Genomic DNA, 20,152 nt, shown 5'->3' with positions numbered 1-20,152 from the left:
GAGTGCCGCCCAGGCCGTTCGCAGCCTGCGGCAGCGGCTACAGGGCCAGGGCCTGGGTGACTTTTTGCAGGTTGCCTTCCAGTTCGCTGAGCGGGTCGGCGCCGTCAGTTTCAAGGACCAGCAACTGGCTGCCACCGGCGCTGATGGCGGCTTTCAGTGCCTCGGACGGCTGGCGGTGGTGCAGGACCAGGGCCACGTCGTTGTCCTTGAGCCGGGCTTGCAGCTTCTGCAGCGCTTCGGGCGTCCATTCGTTGTCGGCGCGGGCGTCGACTCCCACCAGTTCCAGGTTCAGGCCACTGACCAGATAGCCAAAGTGCTCGGAGAGGCTCAGCACGCTGAGGTTGTCGGCCTCGGCCAGGCGCGCTTCGCTGTCGGCGCTGAGTTTGAGCAGGCGTTGCTTGATTCCCGCCAGGTTGCGCTCGATCTGCGGCTTGGCTTCGGGCGCCAGGCGTACCAGGTCGGCCGCGAGCACGTCGGCCATGCGTCCCAGGTTGTTGCTGGACAGCCAGGGCTGGGCATTGAGCCCGTCGCTCTGGCCCGGTTGCAGGGCCACCCCGGCCAGGGCGCCATCCACCGGGCGCGCGGCATCGATCTCGACGATACGAATATTGCTGCGCCGGGCATTGGGGTACAGCGGGTCGTCCGGCCAGATCGAGCGCAGGCCGATCACCGCGTCGGCATCCAGCGCCAGCTTGCTCAGGGCCGCAGCGCCGCGCCCGGTGAAATAGGCGGTCTGCCGCGAGCCCGGCAGGTTGGCCGGGGCCGCCCGTTCCAGCTTGACGTGGGTGCCCTGCAGCAGGACCTGCCCCAGGCCGAAGGTCACCGGCAGCGAGGCCAGCACCGTCAGCGGTTTCTGCGCGGTGGCGCTGTGCAGCGCGGTATTGCCCATGCCGTGGCTGGCGACCACGCGCATCGGTTCGAAGTGGTCGCGCTCGGCCAGGGCCGGGCTGCTGATCAGGCCGCCGAGGATCAGGGCCAGGCTCAGTTGAGGCAATGACAAGTGACGCAGTGAACTGTGCATTTATCCGATATTCCCTTTCAGGCTGGGGACGGTGCCGCGGGCGATGGCGGCCAGGGCGAAGGCCACGCCGGCTACCAGGATGATGGCCGCGCCGGAAGGCACCGGCAGGTCGAAGACGATGGGCAGCAGGATGCCGCACAGGGTGCTGACGGTGGCGATGCTCACCGAGATCCAGAAAAAGCCCTTGAGCGACTGGCTGAGCAGGCGGGCCGCTGCGGCCGGAATCACCAGCAGCGCGCCCACCAGGATCGCGCCGATGACCTTCACCGCGGCCACGGTGATCAGGGTCACCAGGATCACGAACAGGTAGTCCAGGGTCTTCACCGCCACTCCGCGCACGGCCGCCAGCTGCGGGTTGAAGCTGGCCAGCATGATGCGGTTGTACAGCGGCAGGCTCAGGCCCAGCACCAGGGCGCCGACGATCAACAGCACCAGCAGATCGTTGCCGTTGACCGTGAGCACCGAGCCGAACAGCACGTTTTCCAGGATGTGCACGTTGATCTTGCCGGCCAGGATCAGCAGCAGGCTGGCGCCCAGGGCCAGAGACACCGAGAGGAACACCCCGATCAGGGTGTCCGGAGCCAGGCCGGTGCGGTTGCGCAGGTAGTTGAGGAGGATGCCGAACAGCAGGCAATAGCCGAACAGGCTGCCGTAGGGACCGGTGTAGGGCTCGCCCAAGAGAATGCCGATGGCCACACCGGTCAGCGCCGCATGGCCCACGGCTTCGGAGAAGAAGGCGAAGCGCTTGACTACGACAAGTGTGCCCAGGCCGCCCAGGACCGGTCCGATCAGCAGGCCGGCCAGCAACGCATTGACCACAAAGCCATAGGCCAGGGCTTCGGGCAGGTAGCCGGCCGAGGCCCAACCCTGGACCATCAGGCGAAATGCTTCATAGGTCATCATGCAGCGCTCCCGGCGGTTCGTGGATGGGTGGAGAACAGACTGAGCAGGCGCTCCGGAGTCAGGGTTTGTTGCGCCGGACCGTCGAACAGCACCCGGCGGTTGAGGCCGGTGACCCGGTCCGCCAGGCGGCCCACCGCCTCAAGGTCGTGCTCGATCCACAGCAGGGTGATGCCGCTCTGGCGCCAATCGTGGAGCAGGCGTTCGAAGACCTGGATCCCGGCTTCGTCCAGGGCCGACATCGGTTCGTCCAGCACCAGCAGTTGCGGGGCCGGGATCAGGCCCTGGGCCAGCAGCACGCGCTGGCGTTCGCCCCCGGACAGGGCGCCCATGCGCCGTTTGCGCTTGTCTTGCATGCCGACCCGTTCCAGGGCCTCGCCAATCGCCTGGGCGTAATGCCGGCTCAGGCCAAGGAAGGCCGGGCGGCGCTGGCACATGGCAGCCATGAAATCGTCCACGGTCATCGGCAGGCCACGGTCGAACTCCAGGGCCTGGGGCACGTAGCCGATGGTGCCGGCCGCGCCGGGCCATTGCAGGCGCAGTTGGCCCTGGTGCGGCATCTGCCCCAGCAGGGTCTTGATCAGCGAACTCTTGCCGCCACCGTTGGGCCCCACCAGTGCGTGCACGCTGCCGGGCTGCACCTGGAAGGTCACGCGGTCGAGGATGGTGGTGCGGCCCAGGGTCAGGCTGACCTGGTCGAACTCGATGGCCGGGCCCCGCAGCAGGGTCTCGATGGCGGTCATGCCCCGGCCTCCTGGATGGCCCGGACCACGGTGTCGAGGTTGCCTTTCATTTCCTTCTCGTATTTCTCGGCGCTGTAGTCGCCGTAGGAGATGTGCGACAGCGGGTAGAGCTTGACCCCGGATTCGCGCTGGATGGTCTCGACGTAGGTGGAGGGGAAGTCCATCTCCGAGAAGATCACCTTGACGTCCAGTTCTCGCAGTTGGTCGATGGTCTTCTTCAACTGGCTGGGGCTGGGCTCGATGCCGTGGGCCGGTTCCACCACCGCGGTGACTTGCAGGCCGAACTCGCGCAGCAGGTAGTCGTAGGCCGCGTGTACCGTGGCCACCCGCAGGTCGGCGTTGGGCGCCTGGGTCAGCTTGGCCAGGGCGTCGGCGCGCATCTGCCGCAGGCGCTTGCCGTAGGCCCGGGCGTTCTGGGTGTAGGTCTTGGCGTTGGTCGGGTCCATCTTGCCCAGCTCCCGGGCGATGTTGTTGACCTGGGCGATGGAGGCGCTGATGGATAGGAAGGTGTGCGGGTTGACCACTTTGCCGGCGCCCCGGGCGGCGACGCCGGTGGCGGCCAGCAGCGGCACGTTCTCGTTGGCTTCGATCACCGGGATGTCCGGGCGCTCGCTGGCGGCGATCATGCGGTCGGCGAAGTCATCGTGGCCCACGCCGTTGAGCACGATCACGTCCAGGCTGCCGATGCGCTTGATGTCTTCGGCCCGGGGCTCGTAGGCGTGGGGGTTGAAGCCGGCGGGAATCAGCGGCACCACCTCGGCCTTGTCGCCGACAATGTTCGCCACGTAGCTGTAATAAGGGTGCAGGGTGATACCGATGCGCAGGCGCTTGGCCGGGTCGGCGCTGACCAGGGGGCTGAGCACCAGGGCCAGCAGGCTGACCAGCAGCACCCGCAGGAATGGGCGGCGTTGCGATGAAATGGGCATGGCTAGCGTTCTTCTCTCGGGTGAATGCAAAAAGATCAGTGACGATGCTGGCGAGTCACCCCGGCATCGAATTGCGCGACCACCTGTTGCCAGCCGGCGGCGGCCAGCGTCGCGTCGCTGAGATCGACCGGCACGGCGACGGACGGGGCGCGGTTGAGCCAGATGTCCACCTTGGCCTGATCTTCGGTGTCCAGGCGCATCAGGAAGGAGCCGGCCACTTGCGGGTTCTGGCTCAGGCCCAGGTAGGCCTGGTCCTGCAATTGCCAGGCATGGCCACCACGGCTCACCGAGCTGGCGTCCTGGGCAAAGGGGGCGAAGCCTTCCTCGGCCAGTTGCTCCGGGCTCGGCAGCGTCTGGCTTTCGGCCTGCAGCAGATGGATCTCGTCGAGGGTCACTCGCAGGTCGGCGTAGATGCCTTGTTCGCCGGCGCTCAGATCGCGGCGGGCGTCGAGCTGGTGGCTGGCGACGCTGGCGGTTTCGACTGTTTCGCCGCGCCACAGCACCACGCTGCCGGCGACACACAGAATCAGCAGGCACAGCAACAGGACGTAGAGGGTTTCGTGACCGGCGCCGGCGGGGCGCACGACCTGGGTGGTGGCAGGAGTCATGGGGTCTCGATATCCGCTTGGTCGATCTCGACCACGTGACCGGGGCCGGCATCGAACAGCACGTAGAACTCGCTGGAGGGTTTCTTGAAGGTCAGGGTCGAATCGCTGCCGAGCTTGCCCGGTACGAGGATGGTTTCGTCGTAGCCGATCACGTCCAGGGTCACCCCCGGAGCGCCGCTGCCATCGGAAAAACCGCCGGTGCAGCGGATCTGCTCGGCGTCGATGGCCTTGCACTCGCACATCGGGTTGTGGGCCAGGGCGCTGTGGCTGAAGGCGGCACCCAGCAGCAACAGGGCAGCGGCGCCGAGGCGCCGGGTAGATACTGCGCGAATCATCATTTGCCTCCTTGTTTTTCGAGCCAGGCCACGGTGGCGGGGGACGCCTGGCTCAGGGGAATGGATGCCTGGTGCATGCTGCCGTCCCAGCCTTCCAGGGTGATCCACAGCTCAGCGTCGGCTTTGGTCTTTTGCGGAATCGGCAGGCTGGCCCCCATGCGGTACGGGCTGCCGAAGAAGATCACCCCGGCGGCCCGCAGGCTGCGGGGTTTGCCGATGCGCAGGTAGGTCGCCTTGACCGGTTCGATGCAGGCCTGGCACAGGGCGGCGTTGAAGCTTTTCAGGTAGCCGGCGGGGCCATCGCTGCGGGGCGCTTCGTTGCGCATCTCGGCCAGGCGCAGGCTCCAGGGGCCGACCTGGATTTCACCGATCTCCCGTTCCCCCAGGCCGCTGTCGCCGCGAAACAACGAGGCATCGGCGAGGTACTTGGGCATGAAGCCCAGGGGGATCAGCAACAGCAGGATGTTCAGGTGAAAGCGCCATTTATGCCAAAGCCGGCTCAGCTGCGAAGGCGCGGTTGCGCTGTGGGTCTGGCTCACGAGTGGCTCTCCGAAGTTTCGATGCTCATGGCCGGGGTGGGCGTCGGCACGGGTTTGCTCGCGGGACGCGCCCGGGCGGCCTTCTCCTCACGCTTGAGGGCGTTGGCGGTGGCCAGGGCGGTGCGCTTGGTCCAGATCAACAGCCCGCTGAGGACCATCATGCTCAGCACCAGACCGAAGAAGAACCAGATCAGCTTGACCCAGATCCCGCCAAAATCACCGGTGTGCAGCGGGCGCATGGACTCGGTGACGAACTCCAGGGTGCTGCGGTCCCCCAGCAGGTGAGAGGTGTCCAGGGAGCCGGTGTAGGGGTTGATGTTGGCGGTCTGGTACATCAGCGGGTACCAGCCACGACCGCCTACGTACAGGTGGCTGTAGGCATTGCTTGGCAGGCTGACGAAGCTGATGTCGAAACCGGGGATCTTCTGGGTGGCGATGCCGATGGCCTGGTCCAGGCCGATCATCGGCGCGGGGCTGCCGTCGGTGGTGGTCGGCACCTGCTCCCGGGCGATGACCGGAACAATGGGTTGGCTGGAAATGCTGATGTGGTTGTCGGCGAGCACGGCCTCGATCAGGAACCAGATACCGGTGATCGAGATCACCGTGATAAACCAGATGGACCAGATGCCGCTCAGGCGGTGGAAGTCGCCCCAGAAGATCCGTGCCCCATGGCGCAGGCGCAGGGTCGGCTTGAGAAAGCCCTTCCAGAACTTCTTGTAGACCACCAGTCCGGTGATCAACGAAATCAGCAGCGGCAGGCCGAGGAACGACACCAGGTACCAACCCCAGCTGTAGCCGTTGGTGAAGGGCACCAGCCACCAGCCATGCAGGGCCCGGGTGAAGCCCTGGAAGTCGAACACTGGGCTGGTGCCCTGGATCGCCCCGGTGTAGGGGTTGACGTACAGCGTTGGGGAACGGCCGTCCGGGTAGCTGACGCTGACACTCAGGGCGAAATGGCTTTCGTCCGGGGTCACGATGGTATCGATGCGGGTGCTGGGGTCGGCCTGCTTGATGGCCGCCACGATCTGGTCGTAATTGAGCGGCTGGGCATCATCGCTGGGTTTACTGGCTCGGATATCCGGATTGGCCAGCCATACGATCTCCTGGCTGACCACCGCCAGGGTGCCGGTGACACAGACGATCAGCACGAAGAACCAGATGGGTAGGGCCAGCCAGCTGTGCACCAGAAACCAGATTTTTGAACGGGACTTCTTCGACATGGAGTGGGCGTCTTGATTCGAGGAATGGAGCGGCACTGGAACCCTGGGCCGAGCTCGGCGCAAAGGTGCCGGGCATAGCCTTGGCCAACGCGGCCTGCTGCATCTAATTAAGACGAATGAGAATCGTAAATCCTGAAAGGCGATATGAAAGTAAATGTTACGAAGCCAGGAAAGCCCCGTGAAACGGGGATTCCTGGTCGTTCGATTTGTGCATCAGGGGCGGCTGACCGGTGTAGGAGCTGGCTTGCCAGCGAAGGGGACCGTGAGATCGCCTTCGCCGGCAAGCCGGCTCCTACGAGGGAAGCCGGCTACGGGGTGGTGGCGTCGGGCTCCAGCAGGCGGGCGCCCGGGCCGGCGTCTCCCAGGGCATCCCCATGGTTGCGCAACGGACACCCTTCCATGGACAGGCAGCCGCAACCAATGCACTGGTTCAGCCGCTCGCGCAGCAGGCTCAGTTGGCGGATGCGTTCGTCCAGTTCGCGGCTCCACTGTTCCGACAGGCGCTGCCAGTCCGCGGCAGTGGGCGCGCGGTCGGCGGGCAGGGTCGCCAGGGCCTGGCCAATCTCCGCCAGGGGAATGCCCAGGCGCTGGGCCACTTTGATCAAGGACACGCGACGCAGCACCGAGCGCGGATAGCGCCGTTGGTTGCCGGCGTTGCGGTTGCTCTTGATCAGTCCTTTGCTTTCGTAGAAGTGCAGCGCGGTCACGGCCACGCCGCTGCGGGCCGAGAGCTGGCCCACCGTCAGTTCTTTGTGGAGGGCGTCGGGTTCGATCATTAAAGGGCACCAGGATGAAAAACAGGCTTGACCTTGACTTAACTAGAGGTTTTACCCTGCAGCGCATTCAATCGCAAGATTCTGTCCGACCGCTGTAAGGAGCCGTTCATGACCGCATTTGAGAGAAACCGCAGTTTCACCCAGTTGATCGAGTTCGAGATCGAACCGCACCAGCAGGAGGCTCTGGTGTCGGCCTTGTCCGCGCAGACCGAGCGCCTGGCCCAAGGCTATGGCGGCTTTCTCAGTGCCAGTGTGCAGGCCAGCGACGACGGTCGGCGGGTGCTCAATTACCTGCAATGGCAATCCCGGGAAGCCGGCGAGGCGGCCTTCGAGCGTTTCGAGAGCGGCGAGCAGGATTTCTGGCAGTTGATCCTGACCCATCAGGCCAAGACCGTGACCTTCGGTTCGTTCCAGGTGCTGAGCAGTATTGCCCGCAGCCAGGACAATGCCTTGCACTGCAACCTGCTCTAGATCGACAGCTGCAGGGTGCGTTCGCTGTGGGCGTCCACCGGGCGCCGCTTGTTGACCGCCAGTTCGCCGATCTTGATCAGCCGGGTGCGGGTGACGTTGCGGCTCAGGCCCAACAGGTTGGCGGTGTGCACCTGGTTGTAGTGGCTGAAGCGATAGGCCGCCCGCAGCAGGGCGTCCTCGACCTTTTCATGCAAGGCGCCGGCCTGCTCGGCGAAGAGTTTCTGGAAGGCCCGGTCCAGCAGCGCTTCGGCGGAGTCGTCGTGGCTGGGATGGCTGTCGTCGGCACGCTCGATGCGCATGTTCGACAGGCGCAGGTCATCGCGCTCGATTACGCCGTTGCGGCAGATCAACAGGGTGTGGTGGATGACGTTTTCCAGTTCGCGGATGTTGCCCGGCCAGCTGTAGCTCTTGAGTTTGTGTTCGGCCTCTTTGCTGATGCTGATGCTGCCGTAGCCCAGGCGCTGGCTGTAGGCCTCGATGAAGTGCCGGGTCAGGGGCAGGATGTCGCCGGGGCGTTCGCGCAGCGGGCTCAGTTCCAGGCTGACCACGTCCAGGCGGTAATACAGGTCCTCGCGAAAGTGCCCGGCATTGATGGCCTTTTCCAGCTGGACGTTGGTGGCGGCCAGGACCCGCACATCGATGGGAATGCTTTTGCGCGAGCCCAGGCGCACCACTTCGCGCTCCTGCAGCACCCGCAGCAGCTTGACCTGGATGGCCATGGGCAAATCGCCGATCTCGTCGAGGAACAGGGTGCCGCCGTCGGCCTCTTCGAACCAGCCGGCCTTGGCGCTGAGGGCGCCGGTGAAAGCGCCTTTTTCATGGCCGAACAGTTCGGCCTCCACCAGGGATTCGGAGAAGGCGCCGCAGTTCACCGCCACGAACGGCCGGTTGCGCCGGGCGCTGAGGTTGTGGATATGGCGTGCCACCAGTTCCTTGCCGGTCCCGGTTTCACCGATGATCAGCACGCTGGCTTCACTGGGTGCCACCTGTTGCAGGTGCGCCAGCAGGGCCTGGGATTTCGGGTCCTCGAACACCTGGGCGGTGGCGCGGATCGAGGTCGCCAGGGCAGGCGAAGGGGGTAGGGTCAGCAGCTGCATCGGCACTCTCCGTGAACAATAAGGCTAGGAGTAGAAAGTCGGGGTCGGCAGGGACTGGTTCAGTGCCCAGTCACCCAGTTCGTGGAGCTTGTAATCCAGCGGGTCGTGCAGGGTCTGGGTGCGCAGGTTGCGCCAATGGCGGTCCAGGCGCAGGGAGGCGTGGGTCGAGCGTGCGCCGGTGACTTCGAACAGCCGGCTGCACAGGTCCAGGCCCTGGCGGCTGGCGGCAACCTTGGCGGTGGCGATCGCCGTGGCCAGGTGCCCGCGCTCCTCGGCACTGAGGTTCGGGCCTTTGGCCCAGGCCTGGTCCAGCAGCCCGGCGGCCCGTTCCACCAGCAGGCGGATGCCTTCCAGGGCCACCCAGAATTCGCCGTAGTGGCTGAGGATGTAAGGGTCCTGGCGCACATCCTGGGCGCTGGACTTATGCCAGACCCGGGTTTCGCTCAGGGTGTATTGCCGGGCTTCCTCAAAGGCGCCTTCGGCAATGCCGAGGAACATGTGGGTAAAGGTCAGCTGGGCGATCAGCGGGCGCAGGCAGGCGAACGGGGTGCTCAGCGGGCCCGGGTCCAGCAGCAGTTCCGACTCTTCCACCCTGACCCGTTCAAAGGTGGCGCTGCCGCTGTCGGTCTGGCGCTGGCCCATGTTGTTCCAGTCGTTGTGCAGGGTGATGCCGCTGCGACCACTGGGGATGGCGGCGATCAGCAATTTGCCGCCGTTGCTCTCATCCACCGCCGAGGCGATGAGCATTTCCGAATCGCTGGCCCCGGAGCAGAAGCTCTTCTTGCCGGAGAACTCGCGCCAGCCGCCGAGGTTCTTGACCAGGGTGCGGGTGTCCAACGGGTTGAGGGCGTTGCCCCAGAACCAGTTCTTGCGCGCGGTCTGTTCGAACCAGGGTTGCCATTGTTCGGGCTTGGCGAACAGGCGCACGGTGGCCAGCATCAGGTGATGGAAGCCGAAGACGTGGGCGATGGAGCTGTCGACCCGAGCGAACTCGCGGACGATGTTCAGGGTTTCGCTCCAGGGCGCGCCGAGCCCGCCGAACTGGGTGGGGATGCTCAGGGCCAGCAGGCCACTGTGGCGCAGGGCATCACGCTCGGCTTTGGGGGTGCCGCCACGTTCATCGCGTTCGACGGCGGTGAGGGCAAACTCGGCGGCCAGTTGGCGGGCGGTCTGCAAGGGGGACAACAGGGCGCTTTGCGGTTTGGCAGTCACGCGGTGTTCCTCGTTCGTGGCCGTTGCGGCGGCCGGGAAAAGGTGCTGCGAGCTGTAGGAGCTGGCTTGCCAGCGAAGAGGGCCGGAAGATCGCCTTCGCCGGCAAGCCGGCTCCTACAACAGCTTTGGGGATTTCAGCGGCTGTTGGGCAACACGTCATTGGCGATCATTTCGCCGAACGGCCCGGTGAGGTTGGTCACACCGCGGCCGGCCAGGCTGGCATAGGGTTCCGGCAGCAGTGGGAACACCAGTTCGGCGAAGCGGTAGGCCTCTTCCAGATGCGGGTAGCCAGAGAAGATGAAGCTCTCGATCCCCAGGTCGGCGTATTCCTTGATGCGCTCGACCACTTGTTGCGGGTTGCCCACCAGGGCGGTGCCGGCGCCACCACGCACCAGGCCGACCCCGGCCCAGAGGTTGGGCGCAATCTGCAACTGATCGCGGCGACCGCCGTGCAAGGCGGCCATGCGCCGCTGACCTTCGGAGTCGAAGCGCGCGAAGGATTGCTGGGCGGCGGCGATGGTGTCGTCACTGATGTGTTCGATCAGTTTGTCCGCGGCTTTCCAGGCTTCGTCCTCGGTTTCGCGGACGATCACGTGCAGGCGAATGCCGAACTTCACCGTGCGGCCCTTGCGCGCGGCGCGTTCGCGCACGTCGGCCAGCTTTTGGGCCACCGCCGCCGGAGGCTCGCCCCAGGTCAGGTAGACATCCACCTGATCGGCGGCCAATTCGTGGGCGGCCTCGGAGGAACCGCCGAAGTACAGCGGGGGGTAGGGTTTCTGCACCGGTGGATACAGGGCCTTGGCGTTCTGCACATGCAGGTGCTTGCCCTCGAAGTCCACGGCTTCGCCTTGCAGCACCCGGCGCCAGATCTGCAGGAATTCGTCAGTCACTTCGTAGCGTTCGCTGTGGCTGAGGAAGCTGCCGTCGCCACGGTTTTCGTCCGGGTCGCCACCGGTGACCACATTGATCAGCAGGCGGCCGTTGGACAGCCGGTCCAGGCTGGCGGCCATGCGCGCGGAAACAGTGGGGGAGATGATCCCCGGGCGAATCGCCACCAGATAGCGCAGGCGCTCGGTCAGCGGCACCAGGGCCGAGGCGATGACCCAGGAGTCTTCGCAGGAGCGTCCGGTGGGAATCAGCACGCCGTGGTAGCCCAGGCTGTCTGCAGCCTGGGCGACTTGCTTGAGGTAGTTGAGGGTGACCGGGCGGGCGCCCTGGGCAGTGCCCAGGAAGTGGCCGTCGCCGTGGGTCGGAAGAAACCAGAACACATCCATGACAGGTCCTTAAGCGATTTTCAGCAGGTTTTTCGGGTGAGCGCCAAACAGCGGCGCGGCCCGTTCGGCGGCCAGCTGGATGCGGGCTTTCAACAGTTCGCTGGTGATCTGGTAGTGGCTGAAGTCGGCTTCGGTGGCGTACACGCCAATCGGCAGGGTCAGGGCCTGGAAGAAACTGAACAGCGGACGCAACTGGTGATCCAGCACCAGGGCGTGGCGTTCGCTGCCTCCGGTGGCGGCCAGCAGCACCGGGGTATCAATCAGGGCGTTCAGGTCGATGAGGTCGAACAGGTGCTTGAGCAGGCCGGGGTAGGAGCCGCGATAGACCGGGGCGGCAACGATCAACAGGTCGGCGTTTTCGATGGCCTGGAGCTCGGCCTCGACCTCGGCCGGCAGTTCCTGGCGCGACAGTGCTGCGCCTAGCGGACGGGCAATATCGCCCAGTTCGATGAGGTGGCTGTTGATCGGCAGGTGCCCGGACAGTTCGTCCAGCAGGGCCTGGGTCAGCACCAGGGTCCGGGACGGGCGCCAGGTTCCACCGGAGAGGGCAACGACGTTCAAGGGACGGGACATGATCGGTTCCTTTTTAAACAGTGGCTCTACGAGCAATGGCAGGTGTCCTGGATCGGGAGCAAGAGCTGTACCAACCCGTTAAAGCCTTGTATTACGGGGCTTTCCGGCGATCCGGTGCGTATTGGCTGCTGTTGCGCAGGCACTGTTTTGTTGATCGACTGTTGCCGGACGAACAGTTGCCAGGGCAACAGTTGGGCAACGCAATGCAACTGTTATAAAGGCTTGCTGTTATTCCTCAAAAGAGCTTGTTTCCATATTTATAGGTCTTTATGGAATATAAGGAGCGACTGCCAAGGCCTTGGAACGGTCAATAGCGACTATCGAGCGGGATGATTTTTGCCAGTGCCGGTGCGCGAGTAGCCTTTGTTCAATGTTCGCAACCCGCTCCAGGTGCTCGCCATGAAGGCTTCCTCCGTTGTTCTGTCGATGTTGGTTTTTAGTGTGCTGGCCGGCTGTGCCAGCCCGGGCACTCCTGAGCTGCGTCCCTACACGGCCGAGGAAACCCGCGAACTGGCGCTGGAAGCCTTGAATCGCCGCGGCTTGTCATTCGATGAGTACCAGCAGAAAAAGGCCGAGTTGCTTGGCCGTCCTGCGGCGTTCGACCGCCAGGGCGAGATGAGCGCCCAGCGCAATATCAGTCGACACCATCCGGCCAGTTGAAGAGAACTGTACGGGTCGAAGTTTTGCGTAACTGTCCGTGGGTTTCAGGCAGGCCCTGAGTTAGGGTCGAGGCCTGATCGCCCTTGCCCAGGACCTTGCATTCATGACCCTTTCCGTTGACCTGCTGTTGGCGTTCGCCCTGTTTGCCCTGGTCACTTCCATCACGCCCGGCCCTAACAACACCCTGTTGCTGGCCTCGGGGGTGAACTTCGGCTTCAACCGTTCCATTCCTCATATCCTGGGCATCAGCTGCGGTTTTTTCGTTCTGGTGCTGGCGGTTGGCCTGGGTCTGGGGGCGGTGTTCGAGGCTTATCCGTTGCTGTACAGCGTGCTGCGATATGTCGGAGCGGCGTACCTGCTGTACCTGGCTTGGAAGATCGCCCGTTCCGGGCCCATGTCCGAGGAGCAACAGGGCCAGGGGCAACCTTTGGGGTATTGGGGGGCTGCGGCGTTTCAGTGGGTCAATCCCAAGGCCTGGGTGATGGCGGTGGGGGCCATCAGCACTTACACCCCGTTACAGGGTTATTTCACCAATGTGCTGGTGATCGCGGCGGTGTTCGCTTTGATCAACGCCCCTACGGTCAGCCTCTGGGCCGCGTGCGGCAGCCTGTTGCGCAATGTGCTGCGCAACCCTCGCTGGCTGCGCCTGTTCAATCTGGGAATGGCCGGATTGCTGGTGATTTCCCTGGCGCCCTTGTTGCTGGAGAACATCAGTTAAGCGGCGCTTCAACGCGTTGCCCCGAGCCTGTTAAGCTGCGTCCCAGGAGCGTTCCTACGCACTTTTAAACGAAGGTGTTCTTCTTTAAACGCATCCGATCGCGTATTGCTCAGTGCCCGCTGTTGACGCGCCGTTCTTGTACGGCGCGCTTGTGCATCATCTTCTCTGAGCCAATGCCGATCCTGGAACAAGCTCTGCGGGTCTTCAGTCATGAACAAACGTCCTCTTTATTTCGACTACGCCGCCACCACGCCGGTGGATGAGCGGGTCATCCAGGTCATGCTGGAATGTCTGGGTTTCAACGCCAATTTCGGCAACCCGGCGTCCAGTTCCCATGCTTTTGGCCAGGAGGCGCGGCGCAGTGTCGAGCGCGCCCGGCAGCAAGTCGCACAGTGCGTGGGCGCGCAGCCTGAGCAGATCGTCTGGACTTCCGGCGCCACCGAATCCAACAACCTGGCGCTCAAGGGCGTGATGCAGGCTCGGGGCCTGAGCGGTGGGCACATCATCACCAGCCAGATCGAACACAAGGCGGTGCTCGACACCGCCCGCCAGTTGCAGGAAGCCGGCGTGGCGGTGACCTATCTGGTGCCGGACGCCGACGGGTTGATCACCGCCCAGGCGGTCAGTGAAGCCTTGTGCGACGACACTTTTCTGGTGTCGTTGATGCTGGTCAACAACGAACTGGGCACCCTCAACGACATCCCGGCGATTGGCCGGGTGGTGCGTGAGCGAGGTGCGCTGCTGCATGTGGATGCGGCCCAGGGTGCCGGCAAGGTGGCGATTGATCTTGGGCACTGGCCGGTGGACCTGATGTCGTTTTCCGCGCACAAATTGTATGGCCCCAAGGGCATCGGCGCGCTGTATGTCGGGCCGCGGGCGCAGCAGCGGCTGCTGGCACAGATTCATGGTGGCGGTCATGAAGGCGGATTGCGTTCCGGGACCCTGGCCACCCATCAGATCGCCGCCATGGGCGCGGCCTTTGCCCTGGCGGGTGAGCTGTTCGAGGAAGAAACCGCGGCCATCGTCCGCTTGCGCCAGCGACTGCTGGAGCAACTGGCGGGCATTGCCGGCCTGCGCTTGAATGGCAGTGTCAGCCAGCGCATTCCCCATACCTTGAGCCTGACTTTCAGCGAGGGGGGCTTCGACTCGGCAGCTCTGAGTGCGTCCCTGGCGTTTTCCGCGACCTCGGCCTGCAATTCGGCGAGCAATGCGCCTTCCCATGTGCTGCTGGCCCTGGGGCACGATGCACTGCAGGCCAGTCGTACCATTCGCTTGAGCCTCGGGCGTTTTACCACCGAGGAGGATGTGGATCGCGCCGCACAATTGATCAAGGCGTCATGCGCCACTGCTCCGGCGTTCTGGGCCGGAGCCCAGTCTTGAGGGTCGAGTGATCTCGATCTTCCATAACAATGAATAAGCCGGTTAAGGAGACACAATGAGTACCCAGCCTTCGACCCAGGGAGTGGTCCCCCAGCGCTTGGCGCACGTCCGTCAGTTGATGAGCCGCGAGGGCATTCATGCCTTGTTGGTGCCGTCGGCCGACCCGCATCTGTCGGAATACCTGCCGGGTTACTGGCAGGGGCGCCAGTGGCTGTCGGGCTTCCATGGCTCGGTGGGCACGCTGATCGTGACCGCGGATTTTGCCGGAGTCTGGGCTGACAGCCGTTACTGGGAACAGGCCAGCAAGGAGCTCAAGGGCAGTGGTATCGAACTGGTGAAGTTGCAGCCGGGCCAGCCTGGCCCCCTGGACTGGCTGGCGGAGCAGACTCCGCAAGGGGCGGTGGTGGCGGTAGATGGCGCGGTGATGGCTGTGGCCTCGGCCCGCACCTTGAGCGCCAAGTTGCAGGAGCGCGGAGCCCGTCTGCGGACCGACATCGATCTGCTCCAGGAAGTGTGGAGTGATCGTCCCGCGTTGCCGGATCAGCCGGTCTATCAACACTTGCCGCCACAGGCGACGCAGAGCCGGGTGGAGAAGCTCGGCAAGCTGCGGGAAACCCTCAAGGAGCGTGGCGCGGATTGGCATTTCATCGCCACCCTCGACGATATCGCCTGGCTGTTCAACCTGCGGGGGGCGGACGTTTCGTTCAACCCGGTGTTTGTGTCCTTCGCCCTGATCAGCCAGCAGCAGGCCACTTTGTTCGTGGCCTTGAGCAAGGTCGATGACCACCTGCGTGGGGTGCTGGAGGCGGATGGCGTGAGCCTGCGGGACTATTCGGAAGTGGCGGCGGCGCTGCGCGCAGTGCCTGAAGACGCGACCTTGCAGATTGATCCGGCACGGGTCACCAGCGGCCTGCTGGACAATCTGCTTCCTGGGGTGAAGCTGCTGGAAGGGCTCAATCCCACTACCTTGGCCAAGTCGCGCAAGAGCCTGGCGGACGCCGAGCACATTCGTCAGGCCATGGAGCAAGACGGCGCGGCCCTCTGTGAATTCTTCGCCTGGTTGGAGAGTGCCCTGGGACGTGAACGAGTTACCGAGCTGACCATTGATGAACACCTGACCGCCGCCCGTGAGCGGCGTCCGGGTTATGTCTCCCTGAGCTTCAATACCATTGCCGCATTCAATGCCAATGGGGCGATGCCTCATTACCACGCCACGCCTGAAGAGCACGCGGTGATCGAGGGCGATGGCCTGTTGCTGATCGACTCCGGCGGCCAGTACCTGGGCGGCACCACCGATATCACCCGCATGGTGCCGATCGGTACACCAAGTGCCGAGCAGAAGCGCGATTGCACCCGAGTGCTCAAGGGCGTTATCGCCTTGTCCCGGGCGCAGTTCCCTCGGGGCATTCTTTCGCCGCTGCTGGATGCCATCGCCCGTGCGCCGATCTGGGCCGAAGGCGTGGATTACGGACATGGCACCGGGCATGGTGTCGGCTACTTCCTGAATGTGCATGAGGGGCCGCAGGTGATTGCCTATCAGGCCGCACCAGCGCCGCAAACCGCGATGCAGCCGGGGATGATTACCTCCATCGAACCGGGGACCTATCGTCCCGGGCGTTGGGGGGTGCGGATCGAGAATCTGGTGTTGAACCGTGAGGCAGGTACGAGCGAGTTTGGTGAGTTCCTGAAGTTTGAAACCCTGACGTTGTGCCCGATCGACAGCCGTTGCCTGGAACCGTCGTTGCTGACTCAGGATGAGCGCGAGTGGCTCAACGCTTATCACGGTGATGTTCGCCGGCGCCTTAGTCCACTGTTGGAAGGGGCGGCGCTGGAGTGGTTGCAGGCGCGCACCGCAGCGATCTGACGCAAGGCCTCACCCGCGCAACGCGGGTGAGGTGGCTGCGGCGACTCAAGCGTCGCCGCAGATGCTGGTGGTCACTTGCTCAAGGCTTCCCGGACGAAGTCGAGCCGATCCTGACCGAAAAACAATTCCTCACCCACGAACATGCTGGGAGCACCGAATACTCCCCGCTGCAACGCCTGTTCGGTGTTGTTCCTGAGAGCGGTCTTGACGTCCTCGGCATTGCTCAAATCGAGGATCTGCTGTGGGTCGAAACCGCCTTGTTCCAGGACCTGGGCGACGCTGGCGGCGTCGTTGAGGTTGCGTTTGTCGACCCAGAGTGCGCGGAACAGGCAGTCGATGAAATCGATGAAGCGTTCCGGCAAATGCATCTGCACTCCGGTCGTGGCGCGCATCAGCAGCAGGGTGTTGATGGGGAAGTGCGGGTTGAAATTGAGCTCCACCTGGTAGCGCTGGGCGAAGCGCGCCAAGTCCTGCAGCATGTAGCGGCCTTTGGCGGGGACGCTGATGGGGGACGCGTTGCCGGTGGTCTTGAAGACGCCGCCCAGCAGCATGGGTTGGTAGACCAGTTGACTGCCGGTCTGGGCACAGATCTTCGGCAGTTGGGTGTAAGCCAGGTATGAAGTCGGGCTGCCCAGGTCGAAGAAGAACTCCACCTTTTTATTCATGATGCAGATTCCCTGATTGTTGTTATGGAAGGGGATTACCAGCGTTCGTTCCAGGGGCGCAGGTCCAGTTCGAAGGTCCAGGCATCACGGGGCTGGCTGTGCAGGTACCAGTAGTTCTCGGCGATATGCTCGGGGTTGAGGATGCCGTCCTGATCCTTGAGGGCATATTTCTCGGGAAAGCTGGTGCGGATGAAGTCGGTGTCGATGGCGCCGTCGACGATGATGTGGCCGACATGGATGTTCAAGGGCCCCAGCTCCCGGGCCATGCTCTGGGCCAGGGCGCGGATACCGTGCTTGGCGCCGGCAAAGGCGGCAAAGCCTGCGGCGCCGCGGACCCCGGCGGTAGCGCCGGTGAACAGGATGGTGCCGCGCTTGCGGGTAACCATGCGCTTGGCCACCTCGCGGGCATTGAGGAAGCCCGAAAAACAGGCCATCTCCCAGATCTTGAAGTATTTGCGTGCGGTTTCCTCAAGGATGCTGCAGGGCACGTTGGCGCCGATGTTGAAGACGAAGGCTTCGATCGGACCGATCTGGGTTTCGATCTGTTCGATCAGTGCCACCACGTCTTCTTCTTTGCGCGCATCGCAGGCAAAGCCATGGGCTTGGCTACCGGTTTGCTGGATGGCCTCCACCAGCGGCTGCAGTTTGTCCGCGCTGCGTCGGGTCACGCAGGCAGTAAAGCCTTCTGCGGCGAAACGCTTGGCAATGGCACCACCGGTGGCATCACCGGCACCGACCACCAGTACGACTTTGTTCTTGTTCGAGGCTGTAGTCATGGGAGGCTCGCTATTGGGTAAACGATCGTTAACTAAACGAACGTTATGCTATGATTTTTCTGTCGTCAAGCGAGCAGGGGAGTCCATCAGGAATGCGTTATCCAGTCGGCCATAAGCAGGAAACCCGTGAACGCCTGCTGCAGAGCAGTGCCACCCAGGCCAAGAACAACGGTTTTTCTACTGTCGGTGTGGATGCGTTGATGAAGGCCATCGGCCTCAGTGGCGGGGCTTTTTATACGCACTTCACGTCCAAGGACGAGTTGTTCGGTTCCATTGTCGAGCGCGAGTTGAGCCAGAGCCTGGAGCGCCTGGGCGGGGAGGGGCGGCAGAATCAGGCAAAGCTGCGGCGCTGTCTGAAGCAGTATTTGAGTGTGGCGCATCTGCAGCAGCCGGGAGCGGGCTGTGCGTTGCCAGCGTTGGGTGCGGAGATTGCTCGGGGCAGTGTCGAAGTCCGACAGGAGGCGCAAGACTGGATCTGCCGTTTGCATCAGGCTTGGGCGCAGACTTTAGGTAGCGAAAGCCTGGCCTGGTCGATTCTGTCGCAGTGTGTCGGCGCGTTGGTGGTGGCGCGAATGCTGGTGAGCCCGAGTATCCAGCAGCAGGTGCTGGCGTCGAGCCATGAACAGATCATTGGGCAGCTGGAAGGGCTGCCCGAAGATTGAACGGTGCCACTATTTGCAGATGATGATCATGCTGCGGCTGGTGTAACCGGCTGGGTTCAGGCCGAAGGGGTAATCCCCCGGGTCCTCCACGGCATCACCAGATTTGGCGATCACCTTGTAGCCTTTGGGGCCGCAGGACTGGGTGGCCTTGGTGTAGCACTTGTCCCAGGAAGAAGACAAACCCGAGCAGTTGATGTGGAGTCCTTTCTTACCCCGTTTGACTTCAGTTTTCGCGGTCGCAGCGCAGCCTGCAATGGCAAGTACGGCCAACATTATCAAAAATCGTTTCATCCCCGTCCTTATCGCTAGCCCCGGATCTAACGCCCGAGTGTGACTGCATTAGCTATGGTCTTTTGCGTTTGCGATATCCCTGTCTGACAACTCCATGGCTGACGTTGAGTAGCCGACTAAACATGGCCTAATTGAACGGCAATTACCAGAGTTGAATCTCAATCAGCCGCAACTAATGGTTTGGATTCGCGGCGCATGGTCAGGGTTGCCCCTACGGAAGCAAGGATGATGCAGGCGATGGCCATCCATTGCGCGAGGGAAAGGTATTCGTGCAGGAACAGCAGGCCGGAAAGTGCACCGAAAGCGGGTTCGATACTCATCAGGGTGCCAAAGGTGCGCGCGGGCATGCGAGTCAGGGCGACCATCTCCAGACTATAGGGAAGCGCGGTAGACAAGATGGCCACGCCCAGGGCTACGGGGATCAAGGAAGGTGTGAGTAGTGCGGCGCCGGCGTGGACGATGCCAATAGGGGCGACGAAGAGTGCTGCGATCATGACTCCCAGGGCTGCGGTTTGGATACCGTTTTCGGCCCCGGCCTTTTGCCCGAACAGGATGTACAGTGCCCAGCAGACTCCAGCCCCGAGTGCGTAGCCTGCGCCCACTAGGTCGATGGCGGTTTCGGTAGCTCCAGTGGGAATCAGCAGTAGCAGTCCGACGATGGCCAGGGCGATCCACAGGAAGTCGATAGCCTTGCGTGAGGCGTAGATGGCCACCGCCAATGGGCCGGTGAACTCCAGAGCGACAGCGATTCCCAGGGGCACGCTTCTCAGGGACATATAGAAGAGGAAGTTCATCCCGCCCAGGGCCATGCCGTAGACAATCACGGTGCGCAGGGTATTGGCGGTGAACTTGGCGCGCCAGGGTCTTAATAGAAGCAGCATGATGATGCTGGCGAAGATCAGGCGCAGGGTGGTCGTGCCTTGGGCGCCAACGACGGGGAACATGCTCTTGGCCAGGGAGGCGCCTGATTGAATCGAGGCCATGGCAATGAGCAGTAACCCCACCGGAAACAAGGTCGAGGCAAGGCTGCGCGGTTGGTCGTTCATGCGGGGAGTCATCCAGAGTCTGAGGGGAGGAGCACGTGGGTCATGATGCTTAACTAATGCTCGATGAGCAATATAGTGCGCAAAGTCTTTTTTGCGCCTCTATATAGACGCTGTCGGTAGGGCTTTTTGCGTTGAATCATAGAAAATGCAAATTAAGTGTTGACGGCAGATTCTACAGGTCTATAATTCGCCCCACTTCCGGCGCAGTCGAAACGGAAAACTCCTTGAGATTCAACGAGTTACGCGGTTTTCGGCAGCGGTTACGCTTCAGTTCATCGAAGCCAGAAGCAGTTGGTAAGGCAGTGTGTTTTCGCCTTATTAACGATTCGATCCTCTCGGTCGAAAGCGGTTAAAAAGAGGTGTTGACAGCAGCGTGTAACGCTGTAGAATTCGCC

23 protein-coding genes are annotated in these 20,152 nt (G+C 63.1%); 6 read left to right on the top strand and 17 right to left on the bottom strand.

Annotated elements, in window-relative coordinates:
• Positions 1 to 37: 37 nt before the first annotated feature.
• The 9 genes from PQT43_RS05615 to soxR all read right to left on the bottom strand — a co-directional run bounded on the left by PQT43_RS05615 (position 38) and on the right by soxR (position 7,068).
• Positions 38 to 1,021, bottom strand: coding sequence for a metal ABC transporter solute-binding protein, Zn/Mn family (locus PQT43_RS05615; RefSeq protein ID WP_272753594.1), 984 nt, complete (start codon positions 1,019 to 1,021; stop codon positions 38 to 40).
• The gene (locus PQT43_RS05610) at positions 1,022 to 1,921 is read right to left on the bottom strand and encodes a metal ABC transporter permease (protein ID WP_011062450.1); all 900 of its coding nucleotides are present in this window, start codon (positions 1,919 to 1,921) and stop codon (positions 1,022 to 1,024) included.
• On the bottom strand, positions 1,921 to 2,664 hold the full coding sequence (locus PQT43_RS05605) for a metal ABC transporter ATP-binding protein (RefSeq protein WP_170002709.1): 744 nt from the start codon (positions 2,662 to 2,664) through the stop codon (positions 1,921 to 1,923). The genes PQT43_RS05610 and PQT43_RS05605 overlap by 1 nt, the downstream gene beginning before the upstream one ends.
• Entirely contained in the window at positions 2,661 to 3,590 is a 930-nt protein-coding gene (locus PQT43_RS05600; protein ID WP_102880387.1) for a metal ABC transporter substrate-binding protein, read from the bottom strand. Before PQT43_RS05600 ends, PQT43_RS05605 begins: the two co-directional genes overlap by 4 nt.
• A 35-nt stretch (positions 3,591 to 3,625) precedes the next feature.
• Positions 3,626 to 4,198, bottom strand: coding sequence for a DUF6162 family protein (locus tag PQT43_RS05595; protein WP_102880386.1), 573 nt, complete (start codon positions 4,196 to 4,198; stop codon positions 3,626 to 3,628).
• Positions 4,195 to 4,533 carry a hypothetical protein gene (locus PQT43_RS05590; RefSeq protein WP_102860965.1) on the bottom strand — a complete coding sequence of 113 codons (339 nt, stop codon included), beginning with the start codon at positions 4,531 to 4,533 and terminating at the stop codon, positions 4,195 to 4,197. The genes PQT43_RS05595 and PQT43_RS05590 overlap by 4 nt, the downstream gene beginning before the upstream one ends.
• Positions 4,533 to 5,072: a thiamine pyrophosphate-binding protein gene (locus PQT43_RS05585; RefSeq protein ID WP_102880384.1), complete on the bottom strand. Its 540-nt coding sequence runs from the start codon at positions 5,070 to 5,072 to the stop codon at positions 4,533 to 4,535. Before PQT43_RS05585 ends, PQT43_RS05590 begins: the two co-directional genes overlap by 1 nt.
• A complete protein-coding gene (locus tag PQT43_RS05580; RefSeq protein WP_102880383.1) occupies positions 5,069 to 6,292 on the bottom strand; it encodes a PepSY-associated TM helix domain-containing protein in 1,224 nt (407 codons plus the stop codon). Before PQT43_RS05580 ends, PQT43_RS05585 begins: the two co-directional genes overlap by 4 nt.
• Positions 6,293 to 6,600: 308 nt before the next feature.
• Positions 6,601 to 7,068: a redox-sensitive transcriptional activator SoxR gene (gene soxR / locus PQT43_RS05575; RefSeq protein ID WP_102880377.1), complete on the bottom strand. Its 468-nt coding sequence runs from the start codon at positions 7,066 to 7,068 to the stop codon at positions 6,601 to 6,603.
• A gap of 108 nt (positions 7,069 to 7,176) precedes the next feature.
• On the opposite strand from soxR, the gene PQT43_RS05570 reads away from it, so the two are divergent.
• Positions 7,177 to 7,539 carry an antibiotic biosynthesis monooxygenase gene (locus PQT43_RS05570; RefSeq protein ID WP_265073529.1) on the top strand — a complete coding sequence of 121 codons (363 nt, stop codon included), beginning with the start codon at positions 7,177 to 7,179 and terminating at the stop codon, positions 7,537 to 7,539.
• On the opposite strand, the gene PQT43_RS05565 is transcribed toward PQT43_RS05570, so the two are convergent.
• The 4 genes from PQT43_RS05565 to msuE form a co-directional block, all read right to left on the bottom strand.
• A complete protein-coding gene (locus tag PQT43_RS05565) occupies positions 7,536 to 8,636 on the bottom strand; it encodes a sigma-54 interaction domain-containing protein (protein ID WP_102880375.1) in 1,101 nt (366 codons plus the stop codon). The two genes, PQT43_RS05570 and PQT43_RS05565, sit on opposite strands and share 4 nt — an antisense overlap.
• 24 nt (positions 8,637 to 8,660) lie before the next feature.
• Positions 8,661 to 9,848, bottom strand: a complete 1,188-nt coding sequence (locus tag PQT43_RS05560; protein WP_110597227.1) for an acyl-CoA dehydrogenase family protein — start codon at positions 9,846 to 9,848, stop codon at positions 8,661 to 8,663.
• A gap of 134 nt (positions 9,849 to 9,982) precedes the next feature.
• Positions 9,983 to 11,122, bottom strand: a complete 1,140-nt coding sequence (gene ssuD, locus PQT43_RS05555) for an FMNH2-dependent alkanesulfonate monooxygenase (protein WP_272753593.1) — start codon at positions 11,120 to 11,122, stop codon at positions 9,983 to 9,985.
• Between the two features lie 9 nt (positions 11,123 to 11,131).
• A complete protein-coding gene (msuE, locus tag PQT43_RS05550) occupies positions 11,132 to 11,695 on the bottom strand; it encodes an FMN reductase (RefSeq protein WP_102860977.1) in 564 nt (187 codons plus the stop codon).
• Between the two features lie 399 nt (positions 11,696 to 12,094).
• Between msuE and PQT43_RS05545 the strand changes: the two genes are divergently transcribed.
• The 4 genes from PQT43_RS05545 (at position 12,095) to PQT43_RS05530 (ending at position 16,317) form a co-directional block, all read left to right on the top strand.
• On the top strand, positions 12,095 to 12,355 hold the full coding sequence (locus tag PQT43_RS05545; RefSeq protein WP_102880371.1) for a hypothetical protein: 261 nt from the start codon (positions 12,095 to 12,097) through the stop codon (positions 12,353 to 12,355).
• 103 nt (positions 12,356 to 12,458) lie between these two features.
• The gene (locus tag PQT43_RS05540; protein WP_110597229.1) at positions 12,459 to 13,073 is read left to right on the top strand and encodes a LysE family translocator; all 615 of its coding nucleotides are present in this window, start codon (positions 12,459 to 12,461) and stop codon (positions 13,071 to 13,073) included.
• A 210-nt stretch (positions 13,074 to 13,283) separates the two neighbouring features.
• The gene (locus tag PQT43_RS05535) at positions 13,284 to 14,453 is read left to right on the top strand and encodes a cysteine desulfurase family protein (RefSeq protein ID WP_272753592.1); all 1,170 of its coding nucleotides are present in this window, start codon (positions 13,284 to 13,286) and stop codon (positions 14,451 to 14,453) included.
• Between the two features lie 55 nt (positions 14,454 to 14,508).
• The gene (locus PQT43_RS05530; RefSeq protein WP_267268673.1) at positions 14,509 to 16,317 is read left to right on the top strand and encodes an aminopeptidase P family protein; all 1,809 of its coding nucleotides are present in this window, start codon (positions 14,509 to 14,511) and stop codon (positions 16,315 to 16,317) included.
• 71 nt (positions 16,318 to 16,388) lie between these two features.
• Here PQT43_RS05530 and PQT43_RS05525 read toward each other — a convergent pair whose 3' ends face one another.
• Positions 16,389 to 16,982, bottom strand: a complete 594-nt coding sequence (locus tag PQT43_RS05525) for a 2-hydroxychromene-2-carboxylate isomerase (protein WP_102860982.1) — start codon at positions 16,980 to 16,982, stop codon at positions 16,389 to 16,391.
• Positions 16,983 to 17,017: 35 nt separating this feature from the next.
• A complete protein-coding gene (locus PQT43_RS05520; protein WP_102860983.1) occupies positions 17,018 to 17,758 on the bottom strand; it encodes an SDR family oxidoreductase in 741 nt (246 codons plus the stop codon).
• 92 nt (positions 17,759 to 17,850) lie between these two features.
• Between PQT43_RS05520 and PQT43_RS05515 the strand changes: the two genes are divergently transcribed.
• Complete coding sequence (locus PQT43_RS05515; protein WP_272753590.1) at positions 17,851 to 18,420, top strand: TetR/AcrR family transcriptional regulator; 570 nt, start codon at positions 17,851 to 17,853, stop codon at positions 18,418 to 18,420.
• A gap of 9 nt (positions 18,421 to 18,429) precedes the next feature.
• On the opposite strand, the gene PQT43_RS05510 is transcribed toward PQT43_RS05515, so the two are convergent.
• Positions 18,430 to 18,711, bottom strand: coding sequence for a hypothetical protein (locus PQT43_RS05510; RefSeq protein ID WP_102880366.1), 282 nt, complete (start codon positions 18,709 to 18,711; stop codon positions 18,430 to 18,432).
• A 158-nt stretch (positions 18,712 to 18,869) separates the two neighbouring features.
• The gene (rhtA, locus tag PQT43_RS05505) at positions 18,870 to 19,757 is read right to left on the bottom strand and encodes a threonine/homoserine exporter RhtA (RefSeq protein WP_253085274.1); all 888 of its coding nucleotides are present in this window, start codon (positions 19,755 to 19,757) and stop codon (positions 18,870 to 18,872) included.
• Positions 19,758 to 20,152: the final 395 nt, after the last annotated feature.

Origin of the sequence: Pseudomonas sp. BLCC-B112, assembly GCF_028550695.1 — a bacterium.
Lineage (GTDB): Bacteria > Pseudomonadota > Gammaproteobacteria > Pseudomonadales > Pseudomonadaceae > Aquipseudomonas > Aquipseudomonas danubii.
This window is presented reverse-complemented; position numbering and strand designations above follow the sequence as displayed.